The organism is Novosphingobium sp. 9 (assembly GCF_025340265.1).
Lineage (GTDB): Bacteria > Pseudomonadota > Alphaproteobacteria > Sphingomonadales > Sphingomonadaceae > Novosphingobium.
Map to the genome: position 1 here is coordinate 628,897 of NZ_CP022708.1, position 26,750 is coordinate 655,646.

General features: G+C 61.6%; 24 protein-coding genes. 21 read left to right on the forward strand and 3 right to left on the reverse strand.

Annotated elements, in window-relative coordinates:
- Nucleotides 1–94 precede the first annotated feature (94 nt).
- The 4 genes from CI805_RS17500 to CI805_RS17515 are packed head-to-tail and all read left to right on the forward strand — an operon-like array spanning nucleotide 95 to nucleotide 5,949.
- Entirely contained in the window at nucleotides 95–2,404 is a 2,310-nt protein-coding gene (locus tag CI805_RS17500) for a TonB-dependent receptor (protein WP_260929602.1), read from the forward strand.
- 19 nt (nucleotides 2,405–2,423) lie between these two features.
- On the forward strand, nucleotides 2,424–4,475 hold the full coding sequence (locus CI805_RS17505) for a glycoside hydrolase family 3 protein (RefSeq protein ID WP_260929604.1): 2,052 nt from the start codon (nucleotides 2,424–2,426) through the stop codon (nucleotides 4,473–4,475).
- The gene (locus tag CI805_RS17510) at nucleotides 4,475–5,503 is read left to right on the forward strand and encodes a sugar phosphate isomerase/epimerase family protein (protein WP_260929606.1); all 1,029 of its coding nucleotides are present in this window, start codon (nucleotides 4,475–4,477) and stop codon (nucleotides 5,501–5,503) included. Before CI805_RS17505 ends, CI805_RS17510 begins: the two co-directional genes overlap by 1 nt.
- Complete coding sequence (locus CI805_RS17515; protein ID WP_260929607.1) at nucleotides 5,485–5,949, forward strand: DUF6379 domain-containing protein; 465 nt, start codon at nucleotides 5,485–5,487, stop codon at nucleotides 5,947–5,949. Before CI805_RS17510 ends, CI805_RS17515 begins: the two co-directional genes overlap by 19 nt.
- A 10-nt stretch (nucleotides 5,950–5,959) precedes the next feature.
- Here CI805_RS17515 and CI805_RS17520 read toward each other — a convergent pair whose 3' ends face one another.
- Complete coding sequence (locus tag CI805_RS17520) at nucleotides 5,960–7,093, reverse strand: CDP-alcohol phosphatidyltransferase family protein (protein WP_260929608.1); 1,134 nt, start codon at nucleotides 7,091–7,093, stop codon at nucleotides 5,960–5,962.
- Nucleotides 7,094–7,132: 39 nt separating this feature from the next.
- Here CI805_RS17520 and CI805_RS17525 point away from each other — a divergent pair, with 39 nt between their 5' ends.
- Nucleotides 7,133–8,050, forward strand: a complete 918-nt coding sequence (locus CI805_RS17525; RefSeq protein WP_260929609.1) for a CDP-alcohol phosphatidyltransferase family protein — start codon at nucleotides 7,133–7,135, stop codon at nucleotides 8,048–8,050.
- On the opposite strand, the gene CI805_RS17530 is transcribed toward CI805_RS17525, so the two are convergent.
- Nucleotides 8,023–9,177 carry a glycosyltransferase family 4 protein gene (locus CI805_RS17530; protein WP_260929610.1) on the reverse strand — a complete coding sequence of 385 codons (1,155 nt, stop codon included), beginning with the start codon at nucleotides 9,175–9,177 and terminating at the stop codon, nucleotides 8,023–8,025. The two genes, CI805_RS17525 and CI805_RS17530, sit on opposite strands and share 28 nt — an antisense overlap.
- A 463-nt stretch (nucleotides 9,178–9,640) precedes the next feature.
- Here CI805_RS17530 and CI805_RS17535 point away from each other — a divergent pair, with 463 nt between their 5' ends.
- The 16 genes from CI805_RS17535 (at nucleotide 9,641) to CI805_RS17610 (ending at nucleotide 26,413) form a co-directional block, all read left to right on the forward strand.
- Entirely contained in the window at nucleotides 9,641–10,741 is a 1,101-nt protein-coding gene (locus tag CI805_RS17535) for an inositol-3-phosphate synthase (RefSeq protein ID WP_260929611.1), read from the forward strand.
- A complete protein-coding gene (locus CI805_RS17540) occupies nucleotides 10,738–11,172 on the forward strand; it encodes an NTP transferase domain-containing protein (RefSeq protein ID WP_260929612.1) in 435 nt (144 codons plus the stop codon). The genes CI805_RS17535 and CI805_RS17540 overlap by 4 nt, the downstream gene beginning before the upstream one ends.
- The gene (locus CI805_RS17545) at nucleotides 11,169–11,609 is read left to right on the forward strand and encodes a hypothetical protein (protein ID WP_260929613.1); all 441 of its coding nucleotides are present in this window, start codon (nucleotides 11,169–11,171) and stop codon (nucleotides 11,607–11,609) included. Before CI805_RS17540 ends, CI805_RS17545 begins: the two co-directional genes overlap by 4 nt.
- Before the next feature lie 8 nt (nucleotides 11,610–11,617).
- Nucleotides 11,618–12,844 (forward strand): glycosyltransferase, encoded by a 1,227-nt coding sequence (locus CI805_RS17550; protein WP_260929614.1) that lies wholly within the window; start codon nucleotides 11,618–11,620, stop codon nucleotides 12,842–12,844.
- Between the two features lie 7 nt (nucleotides 12,845–12,851).
- Complete coding sequence (locus CI805_RS17555; RefSeq protein ID WP_260929615.1) at nucleotides 12,852–14,045, forward strand: hypothetical protein; 1,194 nt, start codon at nucleotides 12,852–12,854, stop codon at nucleotides 14,043–14,045.
- Nucleotides 14,045–14,878, forward strand: a complete 834-nt coding sequence (locus CI805_RS17560) for an ABC transporter permease (RefSeq protein WP_260929617.1) — start codon at nucleotides 14,045–14,047, stop codon at nucleotides 14,876–14,878. Before CI805_RS17555 ends, CI805_RS17560 begins: the two co-directional genes overlap by 1 nt.
- The gene (locus tag CI805_RS20970) at nucleotides 14,875–16,395 is read left to right on the forward strand and encodes an ABC transporter ATP-binding protein (protein WP_313958599.1); all 1,521 of its coding nucleotides are present in this window, start codon (nucleotides 14,875–14,877) and stop codon (nucleotides 16,393–16,395) included. The genes CI805_RS17560 and CI805_RS20970 overlap by 4 nt, the downstream gene beginning before the upstream one ends.
- Nucleotides 16,392–17,258 (forward strand): glycosyltransferase, encoded by an 867-nt coding sequence (locus CI805_RS17570; RefSeq protein WP_260929618.1) that lies wholly within the window; start codon nucleotides 16,392–16,394, stop codon nucleotides 17,256–17,258. The genes CI805_RS20970 and CI805_RS17570 overlap by 4 nt, the downstream gene beginning before the upstream one ends.
- Entirely contained in the window at nucleotides 17,216–17,698 is a 483-nt protein-coding gene (locus CI805_RS17575) for a glycosyltransferase family 4 protein (protein ID WP_260929707.1), read from the forward strand. The genes CI805_RS17570 and CI805_RS17575 overlap by 43 nt, the downstream gene beginning before the upstream one ends.
- A 35-nt stretch (nucleotides 17,699–17,733) precedes the next feature.
- Nucleotides 17,734–18,882, forward strand: coding sequence for a polysaccharide biosynthesis/export family protein (locus CI805_RS17580; RefSeq protein ID WP_260929619.1), 1,149 nt, complete (start codon nucleotides 17,734–17,736; stop codon nucleotides 18,880–18,882).
- 306 nt (nucleotides 18,883–19,188) lie between these two features.
- A complete protein-coding gene (locus tag CI805_RS17585; protein WP_260929620.1) occupies nucleotides 19,189–19,866 on the forward strand; it encodes a winged helix DNA-binding protein in 678 nt (225 codons plus the stop codon).
- 219 nt (nucleotides 19,867–20,085) lie between these two features.
- Complete coding sequence (locus CI805_RS17590; protein ID WP_260929621.1) at nucleotides 20,086–21,558, forward strand: amidase; 1,473 nt, start codon at nucleotides 20,086–20,088, stop codon at nucleotides 21,556–21,558.
- Nucleotides 21,559–21,751: 193 nt separating this feature from the next.
- The gene (locus CI805_RS17595; protein WP_260929622.1) at nucleotides 21,752–21,934 is read left to right on the forward strand and encodes a hypothetical protein; all 183 of its coding nucleotides are present in this window, start codon (nucleotides 21,752–21,754) and stop codon (nucleotides 21,932–21,934) included.
- A gap of 38 nt (nucleotides 21,935–21,972) precedes the next feature.
- On the forward strand, nucleotides 21,973–24,357 hold the full coding sequence (locus CI805_RS17600) for a TonB-dependent receptor (protein ID WP_260929623.1): 2,385 nt from the start codon (nucleotides 21,973–21,975) through the stop codon (nucleotides 24,355–24,357).
- Between the two features lie 132 nt (nucleotides 24,358–24,489).
- Complete coding sequence (locus CI805_RS17605) at nucleotides 24,490–25,146, forward strand: cysteine hydrolase family protein (RefSeq protein WP_260929624.1); 657 nt, start codon at nucleotides 24,490–24,492, stop codon at nucleotides 25,144–25,146.
- Nucleotides 25,139–26,413: an MFS transporter gene (locus CI805_RS17610; RefSeq protein WP_260929625.1), complete on the forward strand. Its 1,275-nt coding sequence runs from the start codon at nucleotides 25,139–25,141 to the stop codon at nucleotides 26,411–26,413. The genes CI805_RS17605 and CI805_RS17610 overlap by 8 nt, the downstream gene beginning before the upstream one ends.
- Here the strand turns inward: CI805_RS17610 and CI805_RS17615 are convergent.
- On the reverse strand, nucleotides 26,392–26,700 hold the full coding sequence (locus CI805_RS17615; RefSeq protein ID WP_260929627.1) for a non-heme iron oxygenase ferredoxin subunit: 309 nt from the start codon (nucleotides 26,698–26,700) through the stop codon (nucleotides 26,392–26,394). The two genes, CI805_RS17610 and CI805_RS17615, sit on opposite strands and share 22 nt — an antisense overlap.
- Nucleotides 26,701–26,750: the final 50 nt, after the last annotated feature.

The following is a 26,750-nucleotide window of genomic DNA, read 5'->3' on the forward strand; positions in this document are numbered from 1 at the left end:
TCGCTCAACGACAAGCGCAGCGGACCGATCGGCCACATGAAGGGCCGCGGCCGAATTGGGAGATTGGGATATGCGCCTCGCACGAATTGCATTCTTGACGTCGATCAGCGCGGCAGCGCTCGGCTTTGCTTCCGGCGCGATGGCGCAGCAGGCTGCACCTTCGGCAACGCCCAGTGCCGACGAGAACACTGGTATCGCCGACATCGTCGTGACCGCGCAGCGCCGTTCAGAGCGCTTGCAGGACGTGCCGGTCAGCGTCACGGCCATCAGCGCCGATGCGCTCAAGGATCGTGGCCTCAACGATGCCAGCCAGTTGACGCTGGCGGCACCCAGCATGCAGCTGGGCAAGGACAATACCTTCACCATTCGCGGTATTGGCACGCTGGCCTTCGCAGGAACGATCGATTCCAGCGTCGCCACCGCGATCGACGAAGTGAACATCGGCCGCCCGCTCGCCAGTTCGCCGATCTTCTTCGACATTTCGCAGGTCGAGGTGCTGAACGGACCGCAGGGCCTGCTGTTCGGCAAGAACGCCTCGGCGGGTCTCGTCAACATCCGCAGCACCGATCCGGTGCTCGGCAAGTTCGGCGGCTCGTTCGATCTGGAAGGCGACAGCCGCCCGCGTCCCGGTAGCGATGGCCAGGGCGTGATCGCCCGGTCCGCGCTGAACATCCCGGTCTCGGAGAATTCGGCGCTGCGCATCGCCGGGGTCTATTCCTATCAGGACCCGTTGACCCAGCATGTGGGCGGCATCGGCAACCGCTATGACGGGGCGCTGCGCCAGTACGGCGTACGGGCCAAGTACCTGTGGGAACCAACCGACGCGCTGACTATCCGGCTTCAGGGCGACTACGCGGAATCCCATGGTATTTCCGGCTATTATGACTCAACCTATCGTGAACTTGCCGATGGCAGCATCGATGCCGCGCCGCTGGCGGCAGATGGTGTCGTGCCGAGCGACAAGAACCTGGTTCATGCCTCGGATGCGCCGGAATATCGCGATCTGAAGAATGGCGGTGCGCAGGCAAAAGTCGCTTATGTTCTCGGCAACGGCATGGAGCTGAGCAATATCTTCGCCTGGCGGTTCTATGATCTGGACCAGCAGATCGATGCCGATTCCACGGGTCAGGACGGCGCCAACGTCAATCATAACATCTCCAGCTATAACCAGTACTCGAATGAACTGCGTCTGGCCTTGCCCGCGGGCAATCGACTGAGCGGACAAATGGGCCTGTTCTGGTTCCACTCGACGCTGAACACGTACCTCAATATCGCGGGCAGCAATTTCGTGCCCTCGTTCCTCTTGCCGACCTATCCCTTTTGCGTGGGTGCCGACGTGAGCGCGCCGTGTACCTCCTCGAACGACTATTTCCTTGGCATCGACAAGGACTATACGCTCGATACCGATAGCTATGCGGCTTTCGGTCAATTGACTTATGAACTGACCGACAAGCTCAAGCTGATCGCCGGAGGCCGCGTGACGCATGACAAGATCAGCATTGATCTTGCGCAGAACCAGCTCAGCTATTTCGTGCCGCTGGCGATCACGGGCACGTTCGACCAGTCCTATGCGCACACCGATTTCAGCTGGCGCGGCGGTGCGCAGTATAACTTCACCCGCGATACGATGCTCTATGCTTCATACGCGCGCGGCTACAAGGGGCCGGGCTTCAACGATACCGCGCCTGTCGCGGATGCGGACCTCCGCATCAAACCGGAAACTTCCCATACGCTGGAAGTCGGTTTCAAAGGCAGCTTCCTGAACCGACACCTCGTCATCGATCTGTCGGCGTTCCATACAAAATTCCGGAACTACCAGTCGCAGTCCTTCGATTCGACCCTGCGAACTTTCCTTATCAGCAATGCGGCCAGCCTTACGAGCAAGGGCGTGGAAGTGGATGTGACGGCCAAGCCTTTCGAGGGGCTGACACTGCACGGTAATGCCACACTGCTCGATGCCAAGTTCGGAGATTTTCCCGGTGTGCAGTGCTATGCCGGGCAGGGGGGCTGCTCCAGCGATGGCACGTTCAATGCCAAGGGCATGACCGCGCCATCCTCGCCCAAGTTCACCTCGACGCTGGGCGCACGTTATGAACACCCGGTCGGCGGCGATCTGACCGCCTTCGTTGCGGGCGACTGGTATCACCGTTCGTCGATCTACTATCTCGTCAACCATGCACCGGGCGCGATGCTGGACGCGGTGGACATCTTCGGTGCAAGCATCGGCGTTCGGGGAGATCACTGGAAGTTCTCGGTGTTCTGCAAGAATTGCACGAACAAGCTGATGCCCAACTCCATCGATCTGGAATCGGGCGATCAGGCCGCTGGCAAGTCGAGCTATCTTCAGACCTTCGGCTATAATTCGGTGCGGACAATCGGCGTCCAGCTCGGTTTCGACTTCTAAGGTCAGGGGGCCAGGCATCATGATCGACAGGCGGGAACAGCGACGGATCGCAGGGCAGCATGTCCCGGCGCGGATGCTGGCTCCGCTTGCCGTCATGGTGTCGATGGCCCTGATGACGGCAGGGACGGGCTGGGCGGATGCGCCGGGCCAGTCTTACCGGCAGCCCGAGATTGCCTCGCATGGTGTACCGGTATTGACCGTGGATGGCCTGCGCTTCCGCGATCTGAACCGGAACGGTCGTCTCGACCGATACGAGGACTGGCGGCTGTCGCCAAAAGTGCGCGCTCAGGATCTCCTTGCGCGCATGACGCTGGAGGAAAAGGCCGGGCAGATGGTTCTGCCGATCGCCTTTGCCGATGCGCCGTTCGGTCAACCGGCGCATGGATACGATCCGGCGCAGGTGCGGAGGCTGGCGCTGGAAAGCCATGTCACGGCGTTCAGTTCGATGCTGACGCTTGCGCCCGCCGATCTCGCCCGCGCCGCCAATGCGGTGCAGGACGTGGCCGAACAGGGGCGCCTCGGCATCCCGGCAACGCTCGCCACCGATCCGCGCCATGGCTATCACAAGACCGTGGGCGCCAGTGTCGCCACGGCAGGCTTCAGCCAGTGGCCCGATCCCACCGGGCTCGGTGCCATCGGCGATCCTGCGCTGGTGTATCGTTTCGCCGATATTGTTCGGCGCGACTATCGCGCGGTCGGCTTCACCATCTCGCTGGGGCCGCAGGCCGACCTTGCCACCGAGCCGCGCTGGCCGCGTATCGACGGCACTTTCGGAGAAGATCCGGCAAGTGTCGGCCCGCTGGTGGCGGCCTATGTCGAGGGGGCGCAGGGTAGCCGGTACGGTGTGACGCCGGACGGTATCGCTGCCGTCGTCAAGCACTGGGTCGGCTATGGCGCGGCGCAGGACGGCTGGGACTCGCACAACTATTACGGTCGCTTTTCCGCGCTGCGAACGCAGGCACTGCCGCTGCACCTCAAGCCCTTCGCGGCAGCCTTCGCAGTCCAACCGGCAGCGGTGATGCCCAGCTATTCGGTGTTCGCGAAGCTGACTATCGATGGCAAGCCTGCGGGACCGACCGGGGCCGCCTTCAGCGCGCCGATGATCCATGATCTGCTGCGCGGGCGTTATCACTATCAGGGCATCGTCCTGTCCGACTGGGCAGTGACGGCGGATTGCACGGCGGTATGCCGGGATGGTGTTCCAGCCGGGCAGCGCCCCGGTTTCGAGGGGATCGCCATGCCCTGGGGCGTGGAAGGGCTGACCCGTCCGCAGCGCTATGCCCGTGCGATCAACGCTGGGGTCGACCAGTTCGGCGGCGAGAGCGATCCCGCGCCGATCGTCGCTGCGGTCAGGGCCGGGCTGGTGTCGCAGGCCCGGATCGACGAGGCGGTGCTGCGGATACTTACCCAGACGTTCCGCCTCGGGCTGTTCGAGCATCCGTTCGTGTCGCCCGAAGCCGCAGCGCGCGATGTGGGGGCGGCAGCGGATCGCGAAGCGGGGTTGACGGCGCAGGCTCAGGCGATGGTGGTGCTGAAGAGCGCCAGGGCCATTCCGTTTGCGCGCGGTGCGCGCGTGTATCTGCGCGGGGTAGATCCGCAAGCGGCACGCACCGCCGGGTTCACGGTGGTCGCCGCGCCGGAAAAAGCCGACTTCGCGATTGTCAGGATGAGCGCGCCGCATCAGAATCTGCATCGCGGTTATTTCTTCGGGGCGATGCAGCACGAAGGTTCGCTGGCGTTTCCGGCCTCCGATCCGGACCTCGTTTGGCTGCGCGCGCATGCGGGCAAGCTGCCGGTCATCGTCGATGTCTATCTGGATCGTCCGGCGGTCCTGACCCCGCTGGTGTCGCTCTCGACCGCGCTTGTGGTCGACTTCGGGGCCTGCGACGAGGCGCTTTTCGCGGCGCTTGCAGGCCGCGTGCCGCCGCAAGGACGTTTGCCTTTCGAACTGCCGCGCAGCGAGGCGGCAGTCGAGGCACAGGCGAGCGATCTTCCTGCAGATAGTCACAACCCTCTATTCCCGATACATTTTCGCAGTCTTGCACTGCCCCGCACGCAACCGGAGACCTGATGCCCGTGTCCAAAATCCAGCGAGGCGTCAGCCTCTACAGTTTTCAGGAAGAGATGTTCCTGGGCAAGATGTCCGTGGAGGACGTCATCGCCTTTGCCGCAACGCTCGGTGCGCAGGGAATCGAGATTCTGCCTGAGCAGAACATGCCCACGTTCCCGTATGTCAGCGATGCGCAGATCGGCGAATGGCGCGACATGCTGGACCGGCATGGGGCGCACTTCACCTGCTATGACATGTTCCTCGACACCAAGCTGCGTAAGGGCGAGCTTCTGTCGGACGAGGAGCAGGTGGAAAGCATCAAGCGCGATCTTACGCTGTGCAACCGCCTCGGCATCCGCAACATGCGCGTGCTGATCTTCGTGCGTCCGGATATCCTCGAAAAATGCGTGCCTTATGCTGAGAAGATGGATGTTCACATGGGTGTGGAGGTCCATGCGCCCTGGCATCTGGAGCACGCCTGGATACTGCGCACGATCGACGTCGCCGATCGCCTGGCCACGAAGCACCTCGGTATCCTGCCGGACATGGGCGTGTTCATGAAGCACTATCCGCCCGCCTTCCGCGCCCGTTTCGAGCGCCAGGGCGCGCGGCCCGAGATCACCCAGTTCATCGTCGATCAGCATGAACAGAAGATCATGTGCGAATACACGATCTACGAAGTCGCGGTGAAGATGGGCGGCAACAAGGCGGAAATCGCGATGGCGGAAACCCTGCGCCATGCACCCTACGCCAATCCGAAGCGTCTCAAGGACTACGCGCCGTACTTCCGCCATATCCAGGCCAAGTTCTACGAAATGAACGAGGATTATACCGATCCCGCGATTGCTTACGATGAAGTGATCCCTGAACTGGTGAAGTGCGGCTGGGAAGGCACGCTTTCTAGCGAATACGAAGGCAATCGCTGGATTCAGGATGTGATGGAAGTCGACAGTCGCGAGCAGGTCCGTCGCCAGCATGAGATGTTCAAGCGCCTGATCGCCAAGGCCGAAGCAGAACTGGAGGTCGCGAGATGTTCGACAAGTATCTGATTGACGAGACTTCGCTTCGTAACGTCGGTCCGGTCGAGGCACCGACCGGCTTCGCCTTCGAGACCAAGCTGGGCTATTATCGTGGCCTCGGACTTTCGATGATCGAGGAGCTGGCCGTCTCGGTGGATGGCGTGGCGATCGATCGCGGTGGCGTGACCTTCGACGAGTTCTGCGGTGAAGGTGGGCCGGGGCCGCTGACGCTGGACGAAATGGAAACTGCCTATGACAGACGCTGGCCGTTTGGGGCGGCCGCGACGATCAGCGTTGCCTATCCGGGGGGTATCCGGCGGGAGAGCATGAGCTGTCGCTGCTGCAACGTCTGCGCGTATCTTATCTTCCGTTCCCCTCGATCAATACCGATGCCAAGCGGGTTACGCTCGAAAAGTGACAGCCATGGTGGTGCAACGTCATCCGTGCGCAGATCGATGTTGCACCATTTTTCCTAAGGGCAGGATGTTAGCTCGACACTGGAACCGCCCTTGTCCGCACAAGAACGGATAGCGTGTACATCAGCCACAAGGCTGCGCCGACGGCGAAGCCTGCCAGGGCATATCGGGCAAACCCGGCAAGGATCAGGACGCATGCCAGCGCCGCAATGAAATCGCGCATCGTCAGCCAGATAAGGCACTGCATCAGGAACGAGGGCTTGCGCCGTGCATGATGCTTGATCACGTCGAAGGTGAACGGTCCACCTTGCCGGGCTGACCGCAGCCCGATGGCAAGAAGGCCTGTTGCGAGCATGGCGAGACCGGAGGCGCCGGCGATGGCTGCCGCTCCTTCGCCTGCAAGCGCGAGATTGGCCGTGACGCCGCCGATGAAGGCCAGGTTAGTTACGGCGTCGATCAGGCTGTCGATCATGGCGCCTTTCGCGGATGTGCGGAAGGTCGCGCGGGCAATTTCGCCATCCACGCCATCGAAGATCGACGCTGCCTGGAACAGCAGCGCGCCTGCGATCAGGCCGGAAGGTCCGCCGAGCAAAAGGCTGGCGGCCATCATGATCCCGAGAAGCGCTGTGCCCACGCTTGCATGATTTGGGGTAATACCAGCAATAGCCAGTAACCGGCCCGAGATCGCCTGCGAGATCGGACGGTTGAAATAGCGTGAGACCACGCCGTCACCGGGTTTGGTCGTGGCGGCCAGTATGCTTCGGCCGGCGAGCCGAAGCGCGCGAAGTTGCTGCTTCTCGTCCGCATCGCGCAAGATCTGCTCTGGAGAAAGCGATGCGGCGTGTAGGACAAGGGTTGTGCCATTGTGAACAGGCGCGGTGGCGTCCGGCAGGTTCGGTGCCTCGGCCGCTACGCTGCAAGTGATACCGGGCGTCAGCCTTGCCCATTCGGCGCGGCAGAAGCTGCCGGGTTCCCATAAGTCCGGCGTAATGAAAATGCAGGACGTGAAAGGCGCATCGGTTTCACGAACGGCTTGCAACAGCGCGCGGGCGGCGGCAGGTATTCCTGCCACGAGAACGGCGGCTGATCTGGCCGAGGGAAAGGCGATCACCAGACTAGACACGATGTGAGGACTCCGAATTTCCGGTGAAGCGCTTTTCGCGGCAGAGCGGATGCGTATAAGTCGCCTGAGCGGGATGGCCAAGGCTGTTGGGCAGAACACGTTGACAAGTAGGCAAGAACGATGAGCGTACAACGTCGGCACGCTGGCACGGCATCGCCGGTATCGCCATCGCGCCCGCGCGAATTGCAGGACGGATTGAACCGTTGGCTGTACCATCCGCTGGCATGGCGTCTGGCGATATCCCTGTCGGCCACGCCGATCACGCCGAATGCGGTTTCCGTGGCCGGAGCGGCCATCGTTGTCATGGCAGGTTTGTCCTATATCGGCCTGAGCTGGCCGTTCGGCGCACTTCTGGGGCTGCTGCTGCATATGACCTGGCATGTGGTCGATGGGGCGGACGGCGATCTGGCCAGACTTACCGGCCGCTCCAGCCCGCGCGGTGAGTTGGTCGATGGCATTTGCGATTATGCCAGCCATCTGGTTCTGTATCTGTTGCTGGGCTTCCAGTTGCAGCACTTCATCGGCGTGCTGGCGTGGTTGCCGACGATTGCGGCCGGAGGGAGCCGGATCGTTCAGGCAAACCGCTATGAAGCGCAACGTCGCGAATATCAGTGGTGGGCTTACGGCGTGCCGTGGCTGCGCCATTCCCGGCAGGACGGCGCGGGCACAACGCCAACCGGAATGGTCGGAGGATTGAGCAGGGCTTATCTGGCGCTGGCAGACGCCACGGCGCCGAAAGAGCGTTCGCTCGATACGGTGCTGGCCGAAGTCGGCACCGATCCGGCTAGCTTGTCGCGGGCGAGGCAGATCGTGCGGGCCAATGCCGCAACGCTGCTGCCACGCTCGCCGCTTCTGGGGGCAAACTATCGCACGATTGGCCTGGGGCTTTCGATGCTCGCGGGCTCGCCCTTGTGGTATTTCCTCTACGAAGCCGTGATCCTCAACATCGTTCTTGCATGGTCGTGGGTGCGGGTTCCCGTTGCCGAGCGTGCGGTCGCGACAAGCATTGTTCAGGCATTCGCCAGCACGCGTCGATAGACCTCCAGATGCCCTGCGGCGAACTGCTGCCAGTTGAGCCGGGCAGCACGCGCAAAGCCACGTTGCCTCATAGTGTCTGCCAGGCGGGCATCCGTAAGAGTTCGGCGCAGTTGGATGCCCAGCGCCGAAGGATCATATGGCGAAGCTGTCAGAGCTGCGCCCCCGGTCACTTCGGGCATGGCCGACACGTCGCTGGTCACGACGGGACAGCCGCAGGCCATCGCTTCGACCAGCGGATTGCCGAAGCCTTCGCAGAACGAGGGATGCAGCAGGGCTTGGGCATTGCAGTAGAGGGCAATGAGGTCGTCCATCGCGACCCCTTGCAGCAGGCGCACGCGGCCTTGCAGTCCGAGCTCGTTTGCGAGGACAAGGAGGGCCTGCGCGCGTCGTCCCATGCGCTGGACGAGGATCAGGTCGATATCGGGCATGTCCGCGCAGGCCAACGCGAAAGCGCGGATAGCGCCTTCATGGTTCTTGTAGGGCGCATACTGGCCGACCGTCAGGACATAGCGCCGGGATGGCGGCAGTCCGAGCGATGCCAGTCTTTCGTATGATCCGGGGGTTGGGCGAAAGCGCGCAGAGACACCTGACGGCGTGATGAACGTGCGGGCGGCGGCAGAAGGTGAAATCCGCGCGATCTCTGCTGCGCTGGCGGCACTGACGGTGGTGATGGCTGCCGCTGACTTCAATGCGCGACGGATGCCATGGCTATAAAAGGCGCGATCGATCAGGCCTCGCGTGCCAGATCGGCACCACGCCGGATTTGTCAGCCACATGACGTCGTGAATGGTTGTCACGCAGGGCATCGCCAGGCGTGCAGGCATGATGTTGGCTGGAGCATGGAACAGATCGATCCGGGAAAGATCGACGGCCTGCGGGAGCCACCACATGGTCGACGGGCCATTGGCTGCCTGTGGGACGATGATTTCGGTGACGTTGTCTGCCGTGCAGAGAGGCGTTCGTCGCCTGGGGTTGCGCAGGAGAACGAAATGCGTGTCCGGCGCCAGTGCCGGGACGAAGTCGATCAGCCCCTGGACTACCTCGCCGATGCCGCTGGGGCGATCCGCAATATAGCGGGAGTCGATGCACACGGTATTCATCAGGCGGCCTTCGAAAGGGGCGCGCATAGGCGCGTATGGGCATTCCGACTAGGATTAAAATTAATTCATCGCGATACGATAATAAGGATAATTGCGTATCAATTTTATATGATTTTATTGAGATGTTCGCCAAAATTTCTCAATCTAAATTCTTGTTAGAATTTGAAATAAATCTGAAACACGGATGAGATCGTCTCAGGCAATTGCTTTTGGACGGCGCAGATGGCTATCTGTTCCAGCATGTGAAGGCATAATGATCTCGGTTCGTCGCATTTTGTTTGATTCCATGGCGCTTCCTGTTCCCTCATGTGCAACTGTCTGTGTGGATGAGGGTTTCGCTCGCGAAGTCCTTTGCGAGCAGGCGCAGGGCAGGAATGATGGTTGAATTCAGGCTTTAAGTGATGTGAACCAAGGTTCGTTTTGCACTGACATCTGCGGTGATGGTGCGATTCAGGAATTAGTTGCGATCTGATTTGGAGTAAAGTCTGAAATGACAGTAATAAAGGTCGCCGTAGTAGGCTTGGGTAATTGCGCGAGTTCGCTTATACAGGGGGTTGCTTATTATGCTGCAACCCAATCCAGCCGTGGCGTTATCCATGAAAAGATCGGCGGGTATGGCGTGTCCGACGTTCAATTCGTGATGGGTGTGGATGTCGATGACCGCAAGGTCGGCCTTGATATTGCTGATGCCATTTTTTCTGCTCCCAATAATACCACCGTGTTCCATCGCGATGTCCCTGCGACCGGTGTCAAGGTGATGAAGGGCGTGGTGCTTGACGGTGTCGCTCGCCACATGACGGGTGTGGGAGAGCGTGGCTTCATCGTTTCGCAGGACGCTGAAGCGTCCAAGGACGATATCGTTGCTGCCCTGCGTGCCTCGCGCGCGGATATTCTCGTCAATTTCCTCCCGGTCGGATCGCAGAAGGCGACCGAGTTCTACATGGAATGCGCGCTTGAGGCAGGCGTTGGCGTGGTCAATTGCATTCCCGTGTTCATCGCCAGTGATCCGATGTGGGAAGCGCGTTTCCGTGAAAAGCGCCTGCCGATCGTCGGCGATGACATCAAGGCTCAGGTCGGCGCGACCATCGTCCATCGCACGCTGTCCAGCCTGTTTACCGTTCGTGGCGTCACCACCGAACGGACGTATCAGCTCAACACCGGCGGCAACACCGACTTCATGAACATGCTCGATCGCGAACGCCTTTCGAGCAAGAAGGAATCGAAGACCGAAGCGGTTCAGGCCGCTCTGGCACAACGCCTCGCGGAGGAGAACATTCTCATCGGCCCGTCCGAATATGTGCCGTGGCAGAAGGATAACAAGATATGTTTCCTTCGCATGGAAGGCGTGCAGTGGGGCGATGTGCCGATGAACCTCGAGCTGCGCCTTTCCGTCGAAGACAGCCCCAATGCGGCGGCTTGCGTGATGGATGCGATCCGTTGCTGCAAGGTCGCGCTGGAGCGAGGGGAAAGCGGTGCACTGATCCCGCCATCGGCGAGTTTCTGCAAGCACCCGCCGCAGCAGTTCCCTGACGAAACTGCGATGCGCATGCTCGACAGCTACCTTGACGGGCAGATGCGGGCGGCCGGATGAGCCTCGCCGCTGTCACCGCGTCGGCGCGGTGCGGCCGGTCCAAAGCGCCCAAGGACGCGTTGATTCTGGCTGCCGGTTACGGCAGCCGGTTGCGTCAGCTTGGACCGTCCAAACCGCTCACGCCGATCGCGGGTATCGCTCTTATCGAATTGGGCATTCGGCAGGCCGCATCGGCTGGTGTTGAGCGCGTCGTCGTGGTGACGGGGCACGAAGCACCCCGTGTCGAGGCGGCGCTGCCGGACATTGCGGCTCGCGCGGGTGTTCGAGCCGATGTTCGGCGCGTCGGCGACTGGTCGCAGCCGAACGGCTGGTCCGTGCTGGCCGGTGCCGAGGCGATCGAGGGCGATTATCTGCTGATGATGGCCGATCATATCTTCTCGGGCACCATTCTGGCGCGCCTTGCCGATCAGGGGGAAGCGATCGGGGCGTGACGTTGGCGATCGACCGCCGGACGGATCACGAACTTGTCGATCCCGAAGATGCCACTTGGGTGCGGACCGGCAAGGATAGCGCAATTCGCGAGATCGGCAAGACGATCGCGGTGTTCGATGCCGTCGATTGCGGCGCGTTCCTGGCTACTCCTGAACTGGCACAGGCCATTCGCGAGGCGATCGCAGCGGGGCAGGGCGGTAGCCTTTCCGACGGTATGCAGGTTCTGGCAAATCGCGGGCGGGCCGCGACCATGGACATCGGCAGTGCCTGGTGGATCGATGTAGACGATGCCCGGATGCATGCTCTGGCCGAGCGGGTGGTGCATCGCGAGTTGCCGGAAATTTACGAGACCGCGCCTCAGTCGAGTGCCGTGCCGCCTGTCGGAGGACGCAAAGCGGTCGCGTCATCGTCGATGCCGTGGTCGGCGGATATTTGAGGCGGGCGATGATAGCCGAACGCCCCTTGTTGCTGGATGTCACGCGACTGGTCGCGCGCAGCTGGTCGCGGCGCCTGTCGACGGGGATCGACCGTGTCGCCTATGCCTATCTGCGCCGGTTTGCGGCCCGTGCTCAGGCCGTGGTCCAGCACCGGGGCTTCGTCCGTGTGCTGGATCGCCGCCATTCCGATGATCTTTTCGACCTCCTGCTCGGACGCGATGAAAGCTTTCGCCGGCAGGTGACGGCTCTCACCGCGCGCGCGCTGATGACAGGCAGTCCTGCTGCAGCCCTGCGTGGTGCGACATATCTGAACGTCAATCACACCGATTTCGATCTGGAAAGCCACCAGCGGTGGATCCGGATGGCGGGTCTGCGCAGCGCTTACTTGTTGCACGACCTTATTCCCATTACCCACGGCGAGCATTGCAGTGCGCATGCGGTCCGGCGCCATCGCGGGCGCGTGCTCGGCGCACTTCAGCATGGGTCCGGGATCGTGGTCAGCACGGCTGCCGTCGCGCAGGATCTGAAGGCTTTTGCTCGTTCCCAGCGATTGCCGGTGCCGCCGCTGCTGGTTGCACCCATTGCCGGAAACGCGATGACTCCCCGAGTCCCCAATGGAGAGCCCGGCGGTTATTTCGTGTGTCTGGGCACGATCGAGAGCCGTAAGAACCATCGCCTGCTCCTTGATGTGTGGAGTGGTCTCGTCGCCCGGTTGGGCAGTGCGGCGCCGCGACTGGTGATCGTAGGTCAGTGGGGCTATGGATCGGAGCCCGTGCGCAGGCGTCTGGATAGTGATCTGGCGTTGCGTGGGCATGTGACCATGTACCAGCGGCATGACGATGCCGGGGTGGCTCGGTTGCTGGCAGGCGCCCGCGCAGTGGTGATGCCAACCCTGGCCGAAGGTTATGGCTTGCCCATGGTCGAGGCGTTGCACGCAGGCGTTCCGGTGATCGCCAGCGATCTGCCGTGCCTGCGTGAAGTGGGACAAGGTATTCCGACATTTTTGCCGACAGACAATGCCGCTGTCTGGCAGGCCGCCATTGCCCGTTTTGCGCCCGGTGCGCCGGAGTTCGACCGACAGCGGGCGGCGATGCATCGGTTCCGGGCGCCGACGTGGGACCGACATTTCGAACATCTGGAGGAATGGCTTCCCCAGTTGCATCCGATGTCGGAATTCCGCGCTTCGACTGGCTCCCCGGACGCATTGCGTCCTGCGCTCGTTCCGGCGGAGTGAGCGCCGGATGAACACTTTCGTTTCTGCGCAAACGCGCAAACCTGACGGTGATGACAACGATCACCCGCAACCCGGCTTGACGATGAAGGATACCGTGCTGGACCGTCTTATTTTGCGCCTCAAGTCTCTCGGCCCGCTCTTTCTGATTACCGTTGTTATCCCGACGGTTGTGGCCATCCTGTACTTCGGCATCTTCGCCAGCGACGTCTACGTCTCGGAATCCCGGTTTGTGGTGCGTGGCTCCAACAAGAGCAGCATGTCTCCGCTAGGGCTGATGCTGAGCGGCGGCGGCCTGAGCGGGGCGAGCGAGGAAGGCAACGCGGTCGAGGAATATCTCAGCTCGCGTCTGGCGCTCAAGGAAGCGGATAGCGATGGGCTGCTGACGCGGGCCTACACGGCGCCCTCGATTTTCTGGTTCGATCGTTTCGGTGCCGGTGGCAAGCGTGATCGCGAACACTTCTACGACTATTTCCTGAACCATGTGAAGGTCGAGGACGAGACGACGACGCAGGTTCTCTATCTGACGGTGCGGGCCTACGGGGCCAAGCAGGCGCATGATATCAACGAGCGGCTGCTCGAGCGCTCGGAAGCACTGGTGAACCGCATGTCGGATCGTGCGCGTCAGGACGCGGTGGCCTCGGCCCAGGCCGAAGTGAACCAGGCACAGGACCGTGCGCGCGGCGCGGCCAGGGCGCTGGCGGACTATCGCGATCGTGAAGGCGTGATCGATCCCGAAAAGGAAGCGACCGTGCGCCTGCAGATGATCTCCAAGCTGCAGGATGAACTGATCTCGGTGCAGACGCAGCTCAGCCAGCTGACCAGTTACACGCCGCAGGCCTCGCAGATCCCCTATCTGCGGACGCAGGCGAACAAATTGCAGCAGGAGATCGATGCCCAGACTGCAGGTATCGCAGGGGGACGCAAGTCGCTCTCGTCGGCTTCGGCGCGCTATCAGGAGCTGGAACTCGATACCGAGATTGCCGGCAAGCAGCTGGCGACGGCGCTGGCATCTTTGCAGGATGCGCGGACCGATGCAGAGCGCAAGCGCGCCTATGTGCAGCGTATCGCCGATCCGAGTACACCTGATTATGCCATGGAGCCCCGGCGGATCGGCGGCATCTTTGCCACGCTGCTGCTGGGCCTGATCGCCTGGGGCGTGCTTTCGACCCTGCTCATCGGCATTCGCGAGCATCGTGACTGATGGCCGACACCATGGAGCAGTCTTTGCCGGCATCGCCCGACAGCCAGACCAGTCCGCCGCTTTCGCAGAGCCTGCGTATCCAGCGGCGGGTGCTGGGGGCGTTGCTGATCCGCGAGATGCTGACGCGCTATGGGCGGCATAACATCGGCTTTCTCTGGCTGTTCGTGGAGCCGATGCTTTATACGCTGGGCGTCACGGCGCTCTGGACAGCGACGAAATCGGTCCACGGCAGCGACCTTCCGATCGTGGCCTTTGCCCTGACCGGCTATTCGAGCGTGTTGTTGTGGCGCAATATGCCCGGACGATGCATCGGTGCGCTGTGGAGCAACCTGCCGCTGTTGTACCACCGCAATATCCGGGTGTTCGACATCTATCTTGCGCGCGTCTTGCTGGAGTTCGGCGGGGCGACGATCTCGTTCGCCACGCTAAGTGTGTTCTTCATCGCGATCGGCTGGCTCAAGCCGCCTGAGAACGTGCTGGAAGTGGCCGGCGGATGGCTGTTGATCGCGTGGTTCGGCGGGGCGCTGGCGATCACGCTGGGCGCTCTGTCGCATGAGAGTGAACTCGTCGACAAGTTGTGGCATCCGTTCTCGTACCTGTTGTTTCCGATGTCCGGCGCGGCGTTCATGGTCGATGCCTTGCCCAAGGTCGCACAGGATTACGTTCTGTATGTGCCAATGGTCCATGGGACTGAAATCGTACGCGAAGGTTATTTCGGGATGCGTGCCCATGCGCACTACGATCTGGCCTATGTCATCCCTTTCAGTCTGGTGCTGACGCTGACCGGGCTGCTGGCTGTGCGCTGGGTGTCGGGCAGGGTGGTTCCCGAATGATCCGCCTTACCGATGTGCGCAAGGTGTACCGGACCCGGTTCGGACAGAACGTTGTGCTCGATAATATCGGCTTCGAAATGCACAAGGGCGAGCGCCTTGGCGTGCTGGGCCGGAATGGTGCCGGCAAGTCGACGATGCTGCGCCTGATCAGTGGCGCCGAGAAGCCTACGGCCGGGCGGATCGAGCGGACGATGTCGGTGTCCTGGCCGCTGGCTTTCGGCGGCGCCTTCCAGACGATGCTGACGGGCGTCGACAACATTCGCTTTATCAGCCACATCTATGCGCAGGACTTTGAACGCAATCTGGCATTCGTGCAGGATTTTTCGGAGCTGGGCGCCTATCTGCGCGAACCGGTGCGGACCTATTCCTCCGGTATGCGTGCGCGTCTTGCCTTTGCCATTTCGATGATCATCGAGTTCGACTGTTTCCTGATCGACGAAATCGGCGCGGTGGGCGATGCGCGGTTCCACGACCGCTGCAATCAGGAATTGTTTGGCAAGCGGGGCGACCGCGCGATGATCATCATCTCGCACGATGCCGCTTACGTGCGTGACCATTGCAACCGCTTTGCCGTGCTGCATGGCGGACGGCTGGACCTATATGACGACTTCGAGGACGCCTACAGCGATTTTCGCGAAAAGATCGGCCTGTCCAACCGGGCGCCGCGTCCTGCGCCCGCAGGAATGTCTCCGGCAGACATGGAGGCCGTCACCAGCACGGACCCGGTCAAGAGCCTTGCCATCACGCCCAATCGCAATGCGATGATCGAAGTGGCGCAGCATCGCGCGCTGCAGGACGATCGTTTCCGCGCGCTGGTCATGGAAGGCGACTGGCGCCGCGACGCCAAGGCGTGGGAAGAAGCGGACGAGCGTTATGCCGCGGGCCTGACGCTCCACCCCTACCAACGTTCCTACTGGGTGCAACTCGGCCACGTCAGCAAGGAGCGCGATCTGTTCGAACGGGCGGAGATCGCCTATCGCACCGCCTGCGCGCTGGGAGAGCCGGTGCAGGATGTCGAAGAGCATCTTGCCTTCGTTGTCGCGCGTCAGGGCATGGATCTCGATGCCTGTCCGCCCGGCCGCTATCGCAAGGGCGATGTGCCAAGGCAGGCACCTGGTCGGCCTGACCTCGAACTGTTTGCCCGGATAGCGTGGCATCTCTCGCCGATCGGCGACGAAGATGCTGCGCGTCTATTGCGGGATCATCCCACGCTCGATCATCTGCTGGCGGCGATGGTGCGAGACCCGCGTTTCCAGCAGGCCAACGGACCTGTGATGGAGGAACGACCCGATACTGGCGAGGCTGCCGTTCGTGATCCGGCCGATGTCGACTGGATTCGCGCGATCTGCGTGATTGCGCTGGCGACAACAGATGCAGAACGCATGGCGCAGGTCGCGGCAGGCATTTCCGGCATGCAGGACGCCTGGCGGCGGCTGACGGCGGCCGGTGCCTTCGAGGACTGGCCTTTCACCCAGATGGCGGTGCGACAGACAAGATTGCCGGAACCCCTTACATGACTGCAACTAACCGGACCATTCTGATCGACGGCTACAACCTGAGCCTTCAGAAGGGGACAGGCGTGGCCACATATGCCCGCAATCTGAGCAAGGAGATCGGCGCGATCGGCCATGACGTGGCCGTGCTGTACGGCAGCCGCTCCAGCATGTCGCGCGATGCGCTGCTGCGTGAGGTGTCGTTCTTCGATACCGATGCGCACAGGCAGCCGGGCAAGCTGGGGAACGTCCTTCAGCAATGCTATCACGCCGTGAAGCGTCCGTTCGGGCAGACCGCGCAGACCGTTCCGGTAACGGGCAAGGTGGTTACGCGCGCCTTCTCATCGAAACTGCCGCACTTCGATCGGATGTTCAATGCGCCCGATGTGTTCCGAAGGGCGCAGAGCGGCTTCAAATTGTGGGGTAAGCTGGCGTCGGTGACGCCGCCGGAAATGCCGGATCTGGCGCACTGGACCTATCCGCTGCCCATTCGCGTGCCGGGCCGCCCAAACCTCTATACGCTGCACGATATGGTGCCGCTGCGCCTGCCTTACACCACGCTGGACAACAAGCGGGCGTACCTGAAGCTGATCCGCGAGCTGGACCGCACCGCCGATCATTTCGTTACCGTATCGGAATGCTCCAAGCGCGATCTTGTGGAGGTGGCAGGCATTGCCCCGAGCGCATCACCAATACCTACCAATCGGTCGATATCCCTGCTTCGCTGCGTGACAAGCCGGATGAACAGGTTGCCCGTGAGGTGGAAGGATACGCCAACCTCGGGTACAAGGATTACCTGCTGTTCTGGGGCTCGATCGAACCCAAGAAGAATATTGGCCGCCTCCTGGAAGCCTATCTGGCCAGCCAGGTCGATGTACCGCTGTTGATCATAGGTGCGCAGGCCTGGAAATCCGAGCAGGAGCTTAAAGTTCTTCAGCAGGAGGGCGAAGTGGGCAAGAAGGCCCGCAAGCGCGTGGTGCAATTGCCCTATGTCCCCTTCTCCATGCTTGTCACCCTGATCCGTGGTGCGCGTGGCGTTCTGTTCCCCTCGCTTTACGAAGGCTTTGGCCTGCCCGCGCTGGAAGCGATGGTGCTGGGGACGCCCGTGCTATGTTCGAATACGGCCTCGTTGCCGGAAATCGTTGGCGATGCCGCACTAACCGTGGATCCTTATGACCCGACTGCGATCTGCAGTGGTATCCGCACCTTGTGCGGCGATGCGGATCTGCGGGCTGAGCTTAGCCGTAAAGGTCTGGCGCAGGCCGAGTTGTTCTCGCCCGAGGCCTATCGCGCCCGTCTCGATGAAATGTACCGGAGGTTTCTGTGATACCCGTTGCCAAGTCCCGCCGTGCGGCGTCCCTGATGATCGGGCGTCAGGTCGCCATGGCCCTGTGTCTAGCGGCTTTGGCCGGTTGCGTCGGTTTCGGCCGGTCCGGGCCGACGACCGGGGCGGTAAAGGCTGCCGGTCAGCAGTCTTACGCCAGCGGAGACATCCAGATCATCAACCTCAGCGATGATGCGATCGCGCGTATGCAGCATTATGCGCAGTCGCAGCACTTTTCCGACATCTTCGGCAAGGGGGTGCCGGTCGGGACGGTGATCGGCACAGGCGATGTCCTCGACATCGGCGTATGGGAGGCACCGCCTGCCGTACTGTTCGGCAGTGCGCACGTGGAAACGGGCATGTCGGTCTCGCAAGGCGCTACGATCCCGCAGCAGGTGGTCGGCGAGGATGGCACCATAACCGTGCCCTTCGTCGGTCAGGTCGCGGTGGCCGGCCGCACGCCGGAACAGGTGGAGCATACGATTGTTTCGCGGTTGGCCGGAAAGGCCCATGATCCGCAAGTGGTCGTGCGCATCGTGTCAAATGAGGCGCAGACCGCGACGATCCTGGGCGAGGTCGGCGTCAGCAAGCGCGTTCCCCTGACCGCACGCGGCGAACGTCTGCTGGATATTGTCGCCAGCACCGGAGGGCCCCGTCAACCGGTAGGCAAGACCACCATCCAGATCGCGCGCGACGGCAAGGTGGCGCGAATGCCGCTGGAAGCGATCATCCGCGACCCTTCCCAGAACATCATCATTCAGCCCAATGATGTTATTACCGCGATGTTCCAGCCTTACAGCTTCACCGCGCTGGGGGCGGTCGCAAAGAGTTCCGAAGTGCCGTTCGAAGGCGGCGGTCTGACGCTTGCCCAGGCGTTGGGCCGGGTCGGCGGCCTGGTCGACCAGCAGGCCAATGTGCATGGCGTCTTCATTTTCCGGCTGGAGGATCCGGCGGCGCTCGATCCGGCTGTCGCACAAAGCGCGAAACGCACGCGTGAGGGCAAGATTCCGGTCATCTACCGCCTCGACATGGGGCAGGCGCGCAGCCTGTTCCTGGCGCAGGATTTCACCATTCAGGATCACGACGTCATCTTCGTATCGAATGCTCCGGCGGTGGACCTGCAGAAGTTCATCAATACGGTGTCGAGTGCCGCCTTCTCGGTCGTTGCGGTGACAAACGCGAATTAATCCTGAACTCGCATCGTAGGGGCATAATACCGGGTGCGGCCAGAGAGTGGCCGGGTTCCATCGGGTGTCGTCAAGGCATCCGATGGCCGGGGCCGTATGGCTGTGTGAAAATCGTATTTGCCGCAGATCACGCCCTTTTTGCGAGCGCGAATGGCTTGCTGCGAGGCACTTAGCGTAGACAGGCCGGGGCTGCGGAGTGCGTCATCGCCGTGACTCTGCGCAGCATTGAACTGGCACGCGTTTGCGCCTAGTCCTGCTGATTGGAAATTGAATTTGCATGGTACAATGCGGGTGAAGGATTGAAAGATGGCAGGTGCAGATAACCTTGAAGCGCGCGAGCGCGATGCCCTGCTGCATTCGCACCTCTCTCCGGATGAGGCTGCCGTTGAATTTCATGAGTTCGAGTTTGCGCTTCATCATATCTCTGAAGCATTCTCGCGCTGGTCATCTGCGGTCCACGAGTTTGTCAGCGGCGAATATCTGGCGCAGTCTGACGTGTCGGTGCTGCAACTGATCCGTATGAACGAAGAGCCCAAGAGCGCTGCCGACATCGGGCGCTATCTCAATCGCGATGACAGCTCGAATATCCTTTATGGATTGCGGAAGCTCGAAAAGGCAGGGCTGATCGAAAAAGGAGCCGGACCGCTGCGCCAGACCACCTATCAGGTGACGGCGCGAGGGATGGAAATTACCGACAGGTACGCCAAGGTTCGTAAAGACGTTCTGCTCGATGCCCTGGGATCGAGCCTCCAGAGTGAAGGCGAACTCGCGGCAGCCATCAAGACGATGTGGCGGATTTGCGGTTTCTACGAGCAGGGAACGAGATCCATTTCCGTCATGCGGGTGCTGCAGGGCGATCGCCCGAGCGACCGCGCAGGCGATTCCCGCGAAGTTGTTTCCCCGCAGGCAGAAGCGCCCAAGGTCATGCGCAAGCCAAGGGCGGCGGCCAAGGCGGCGTCTGCCAATGCTCGCAAGGCGGGGTGAACGATTACACTTGTATGGAGCAAGGGCCTCAGGTGTTATCAGGGCTTCACGAGCTTGCGTAAATATGCCGTGCAAAGTGCAAGTTTGAATCTTCATTAAATTCATATTGACGCCAGCGCGATATTCCTCCGAGAATGCTGTCTGCGTCCGGCATGGCCGCATTTTGTCGTGCGGAACGAGGCGGGCTCTACCGACTGCATGATGCTGGAGGAGTTGCATTTGACCGATCGTCTCTCTGTCGCCGAGGCCAGTTCCGGCGATCTGTCGTTGTTGCCTGCGGTGGATCAGGCGGACCTGATCCGCACGCGTGCCGTTTCGCCGGTCGAAGTCATGGAGGCGGTGCTCGCGCGCGCCGAGGCACTCGAACCCGTCCTGCATGCGTTTTGTCATCTCGACACTGCACGCGCGCGGGCAGCGGCGCTGGCTGCCGAGGACGCTGTCCGGCGCGGCGAGCCGCTGGGGCCGCTGCATGGTGTGCCGATTTCCATCAAGGATCTGATCTGTACCGCCGACATGCCGACGGTAAGCGGTTCGCGGGCCTACGCCGGCTTTGTGCCGGATGCCGATGATGTGTGTGTCGAACGTGTGCGCAAAGCCGGGGCTATCGTGATCGGCAAAACGAATACGCCGGAGTTCGGCTATGCCGGTGCCGGCAAGAACGCGGTATTTCCCACGACAGTAAACCCTTGGGATGTAACAAAGACGCCGGGCGGTTCCAGTGCAGGCAGCGCAGCGGCCGTGGCAGCGGGAATCGGCTCGCTGTCGATCGGCAGCGATGGCGGCGGTTCGATTCGCGGCCCGGCAAGCTATTGCGGGCTATTCGGTTTCAAGCCTTCGTTCGGCCGGGTGCCGGCATGGCCGGGCTGTCGCGATCCGCGCCATCCGGGGATCAGCAGCTGGGAAAGCGTTGAGCATATCGGTCCGCTGACCCGGACCGTGGAGGATGCGGCACTGCTGATGTCGGTCATCGCGGGGGCGGACGGACGCGACTGGCATTCGCTGCCGGCGGGGGATGTCGACTGGCTTGAAGCGCCGCGGCGGCCGCTCGGCAAGCTGCGTATCGCCTATACTCCCGATTTCGGGTTCTCCGTGGTGGACCCCGAGGTCGTCGCGATCACGCGCGATGCGGCGCAGGCACTGGCCGGCGAACTGGGCGCCGAACTTGTGGAAGATACGCCACCGTTCAAGGATATGTTCGACCTTTTCCTCACGATCATCATGCGTGACAGTGATTTGCGCGGGATGAGGGACCTTCTGGAAGCCGGTCTGATCGAACTGCCGGGCCTTGTCATGATGCTGGAGCGTAAGTGGAGTGCAGAAGAGTTCACGGACGCGGCGATGGGGCGTCAGCGCGTTTGCAATCAGTTGGCCAGCTTCATGCAGGAGTATGATCTGTTGCTGACCCCCACGGTATCGTCTCCGCCTTTCGATATGGCGCATTTCAATCCCGATGCTATCGGGGACGTGCCTGTCGAGCAGGCAAACGCGTCGCCGTTTACCTACCCCTTCAACTGGAGTGGGCAACCCGCCGCCAGCGTGCCTGCAGGTTTTACCGCTTCGGGCCTGCCGGTGGGTTTGCAGATCGTGGGGCGGCATCTTGCAGATGGCGCCGTGTTGGGGACCTCCGCGGCCTTCGAGCGGGCGCGTCCCTGGGCGCATCTATGGCCTGAGCTGGTGCTCAAGTGTTCCTGAACGCGGCCTCTCGATGGATTCTTAGCGTCGGCAGTCCCGTTTTTTGATTGACGACGCACGTCGGCAGAAACCGCGTGCGCTACCGTGCTGAATCGTGAAACCTCCTTGGTGCGAGGTGAGTGAGGCAGACGTTTTTCGCTTTCCTGCTTGCGATGAAAATGCATATTGAATTTGAAAACACCATGCGAATCGCATGGTGAAAAAACAAAATATTCAGGGACTACTGAACGGCACGCGGTCAGACCGGTTACGGCTCTGGGACAAGACGGTGCAACTTGGGTATGGCGCGACGCGCCTGACGGGGATGACGCTGAAGCAAAGGTGGTGGATGCGCGCGCATCACAGCAGCGTGCCTGAACGATGGGGATTGATGTGATCACGAGAGCTCGAATTCTGGCATCCACGGGTGTTTCCATGCTGGCCCTTCTGGCAGCAGGACTGCCGGTTGCCGCATACGCCAGCGATGCGGACACGACGACTGACGCCGCAACGGCAGCAGCCGGTGCCGCCGCATCTTCCGCCCCTGCCGGAGAGATCATCGTTTCGGCCGAGCGCACGCATACCACGCTGCAAAAGGCAACGTTGTCGGTCACGGCCGTCAGCGCGGACACGCTGGCCAAGAACAACATCACGGAAATCGGTGGCCTGAACGGTCAGGTTCCGGGGCTTGTGGTGGCGAGTTCCAATGCCGGCGAGCGCAATATCGCCATTCGCGGTATCGGCCTTGGCACGCCGGAAAATCCGCAGACCCAATCCGGCGTGTCCTACCACATCGATGGCGTCTACATTTTCAATTCGATCGCCGCGAACGCCGCGTTCATCGACGTTGGCCAGGTCGAGGTCCTGCGTGGCCCGCAAGGTACGATGTACGGTCAGGGTTCCACGGGCGGCACCATCAACGTGGTGTCGAACCAGCCGACGACGGATGCGGTTTCCGGTTCAGCCGATGTCGGCTACGGCAACTACAACTACATCAAGTCCGACGCCATGCTCAACGTGCCGATTACGGACACGCTGGCGGTGCGCGGTGCCGTGTCCTACGAAAAGCACGATGGTTACGCCCACGCGACGCAGGTGCCCGGCAATTCGAGCTATTCTCTGAGCAATGCCAATCATCTGACGGGCAAGGCTTCGATCAAGTGGACGCCGACCAGTGACGTCAGCGTCCTGCTGAGCACGATCCAGTATCGCGGTAACGATCACGCGCCGGAGCAGAAGAACGTCCTCGATCCCGATCCCGATGCCCGCGAGGTGACGCAGGATTATCCCGGTCGAAACTATGTTCGTACACAGCTCTATTACGGCGTGATCAAGTACAACATGCCCGGCGTTACGTTCACGTCGACGACCAGCTACCAGAAGCTGAAGTCCAACCAGTCGTGGGACGGGGATGGTCTGGACGAGGAGCTTTATCTCGCGGATGCGGGCGCTGCGAGCGGCGGCGCCACCTACGATCATATCGGCTTGTGGCAGCAGAAGGCGACCTCCTGGACTCAGGAGTACAATATCGCCTCCGACACCAAGGGGCCCTTCAAGTGGATTCTGGGCGGCGTCTATCTGCACTCGGTCAACAAGACGTACATCAACGAATTCAGTGGCAATCCGGATAGCGATGCCTACAACCCGCAGGCAACGGCGCTGCCTGCCGATACCGCATGGGACGATCCTGCCGTCCAGACGGTTTACTATGGCGAGAATTCGCAGGTCACGCGTGAGTCCTATGCCTTTTACGGTCAGGGTACTTACAAGCTGACGGACCTGCTCTCGTTCACCGCCGGTGTGCGCTACAACCATGACAAGTACAGCGGCATGAGCGACACGCTTAACGGCGGTGCTACCGATCAGACCTCGGGTGCCTATCTCCAGCCCGCGCCAACGGTCACGCATGGTGGTGGCCAGATGACTTGGAAGGCCGCGCTGGATTATCAGATCACGCCCGAAAACATGGTCTACGTCAGCTACACGCGCGGTTACAAGCCAGGTGGCGTCAACAGCAATGCAGCGGTCAACGGTTCTTACGTAACACTTGGCAATCCCGACGGCGTACAGGGCACGATCAAGAACGAAGTGGTCGACAGCTTCGAAATCGGCTCCAAGAACCGCTTCTTCGGCAACAAGCTGACGCTCAATGCCTCCGCGTTCTACTACCTCTACAAGAACATGCAGTTCATCAACGATGATCCGGTGTTGTTCGCCTATGGTATCAGCAATGTGCCGATGGCGCACATCTATGGCGCCGAGTTCGAGGCGAACTATGATGTCACGCCGCACCTCACGCTGAACGGCAATCTTGCGCTTGAGCACGGCACGTTCTCGGACAACTACGAGGCGTTGAGCGGCATTGCGTCCAGCGCTGCGCAGACCGCTGCGGGTTATGGCGGGACCTCCGGTTTCTACAGCAACTACTATGCCGCCTACCTGACGCGCCTCGGGGCATATCAGGACGTCAAGGGCAACGACGTGCCGACGATGCCGGCGGTCACAGGCAGCGGATCGGCCGAATGGAACGGCGATGTCGGCCCCGGACAGCTGTTGCTGCGCGCGCAGTATACCTACCGCGGCAAGTACAACTCCGACATCTTTGGGGAAATCAAGACCCCAAGCTACCAGACCGTCAACCTGTTCGCGCGCTATGCGTTGAAGGATACCGGTCTGTGGGTATCGGCAACCCTGACCAATCTCTTCAATGTCAACGGTATCTCGTCGCGCTTCACTGATCCTTACGGTGTGACGCACCAGACTTTCAGCACGTATATCCCGCCGCGCCAGTTCATCGCGACAATCGGCTTCAAGTTCTGACAACAGTTTTCCGGGTGCTTCTCGACACCGGAGAACTGGACGGCCGCCGCAGGAATGCGGCGGCCGTTCCTGTTCTCGCGGACCGGCGATTGCGGGGCTTCCATCAGGATCTGCAACAGGAGGCGTTGATATATGACATCTGACCCGCCGGTTTCTCCGCTGCCCGCGCTGGATCCTCGACGTTGCGCCTTGCTGGTGATCGATGTGCAGGTTGACTTCGTCGCACCGCATGGATTTTGCGCCAATGCGGGCGCAGACGTCACTGCCATGCCGCAGGCGATCGCGGCGATGCAGCGCAATCTGCATGTGGCGCGCAGCGTCGGCATGCCGATATGTTTCGTGCGCCTTGAAACCTCTGCGGAGACGGATTCTCCCGCGATGTTGCGGCATCTGGATCGGCAAGGGCGCTCCGGCGGAGCGGCATTGTGTCGTGTCGGTACGCATGGTGCGGACTACTGGGGGGTATCGCCTTCGCCTGGCGAGCATGAAATCGTCAAGACGCGCTACGATGCATTCCTTGAGACCGCACTCGATGCCTGGCTTCGTCGTCAGGGCGCGCAGGTTGTCGTGATCTGCGGCGTCAGCACGGACTGCTGCGTTGATTCCACCGCCCGTGCCGCATTCCTTCGAGATTACGATGTGATCGTTCTGGCCGATGCCTGCGCCGCAGGCAGTGCCGCCGATCATGACGCGGCGCTGGCCGCGCTGGGGCGCCATGCCGCGCTGATCAGCGACAGCGCGAACTTTGCGCACTGTCTCACTGCCTATGAGGAGAACGTGGATGTCTAACGCTGCCATGGTCGATCATCTGTCCGTGACCTCTTCAAGCGAGGATCGCGATTCTGGCGCCGGGCGCACCGGATTGCTGTTCGGTGCGACACTGGGCAATTTTCTGGGCGTCACGTCGCAAGTCGCGATACCGCTGGGCGTGTTGCTCGTGCCGATCGCGCAGGACTTGCACTGGAGCCGCACGTCCGTGGCGGTTGCCTTTACCACGCTTTCGCTGGCGCAGGCCGCGATGTGTCCGATTGCCGGATGGATCGCAGACCGCTTCGGCACTCGCCGCACTTTGCTGACCGGCTTTGCCGCACTTGGGTTGACCCTGCTGGCGGTGTCGGCAGCCCCGGCCTGGGCGCCGATGTTCTATGCCCTTTTTGCACTGGCAGGTATTGTCGGCACGCTGGCCAGCACGATGGTTCTGGCGAAACTCGTATCGGAATGGTTTCGCGAGCGTCGTGGTTTCTGGCTGGGGCTGGTCGGCGGCATTGGCAACGGCCTTGGAGGCATGATCATGCCGGGTCTCACGGGACTGATGGCAGTGGAGCTTGGCTGGCGGCTGAGTTTCGCCGCAATAGGCGGGGCAATGCTGCTGGTGGGGCTGCCAATTCTGGCGACAACCCTGCGCTCGCCGCCTGTCGCGCAAAGTGGGGGAGAAAAACCCGAAGCCCTTGCCGGTGCGCGCTTTGCCGAGGCCATGCGCAGCCCGTTGTTCTGGGCGATCTTTGCCGCGGTACCGATCGGCGGCGGCGCGCTCACCGGGGTCTTTGCCAACACTGTCACGGTACTGACGACCCAGGGTATCCCGGTTGCGGCGGCCACCGGGATCGTAACCGTGTTCGCGCTGGTATGCGTCGGGCTGGAGCCGCTGGCCGGGCATATGCTTGACGGTGCGGGGCGACCGCGGCGAGTGGCGTTGTTCTATGCCGGTGCCATCTGTGGCCTGCTCCTGCTTGCCCACGCTCATACCGTTATTCCGGCGCTGGTCGGCGCGGCGTTGACGGGCATCGGTCTGGGTACGGAGTTCAGCGTGCTGCCTTATCTGCTCGCACGCTATTTCGGCTTGCGCGAGATGGGGGCGATTGCCGGAATCGCCTATGCCGGTGCGATGGTGAGCAACGCGATTTCACCCCTGTTGCTCAACGGAGCCTATGATCGCTTCGGGTTCTATGCGCCGGGGCTTTACGCCGTGGCGGGCCTGATGGCGCTGGCGTTGGTAATCGTGCTGCTGCTGCCTGCCTTCCCGCGCGCGGAGCGTTATTCGGGAACGTCGGCGTAGATGTCGTCACCCTGTATCTCGACCGCGTAGACGGCGAGCGGCTCTTCGCAGGGGAGGCTGGCCACTGCACCGGTCATGAGATCGAAGCTGCCGAAGTGCAGCGGACAGATGATCCGTCCATCCTCGATTCTCCCGCGCGAGAGCAGGGCCGTGCCGTGGGTGCACTGGTCGGCCGTGGCATGAAATGTGCCGTCGACCTCGAACACGGCCACTGCGGGTTTGCGGCCACGGGCAATGCGTTTGGCCTTGCCAGTGGGGACATCGGAAGTCTTGCAGAGAAAGATCATGTGCGCTGGCCGATCAATTTTGTCGATTGCGGTGTGGCTATGATAGTGTA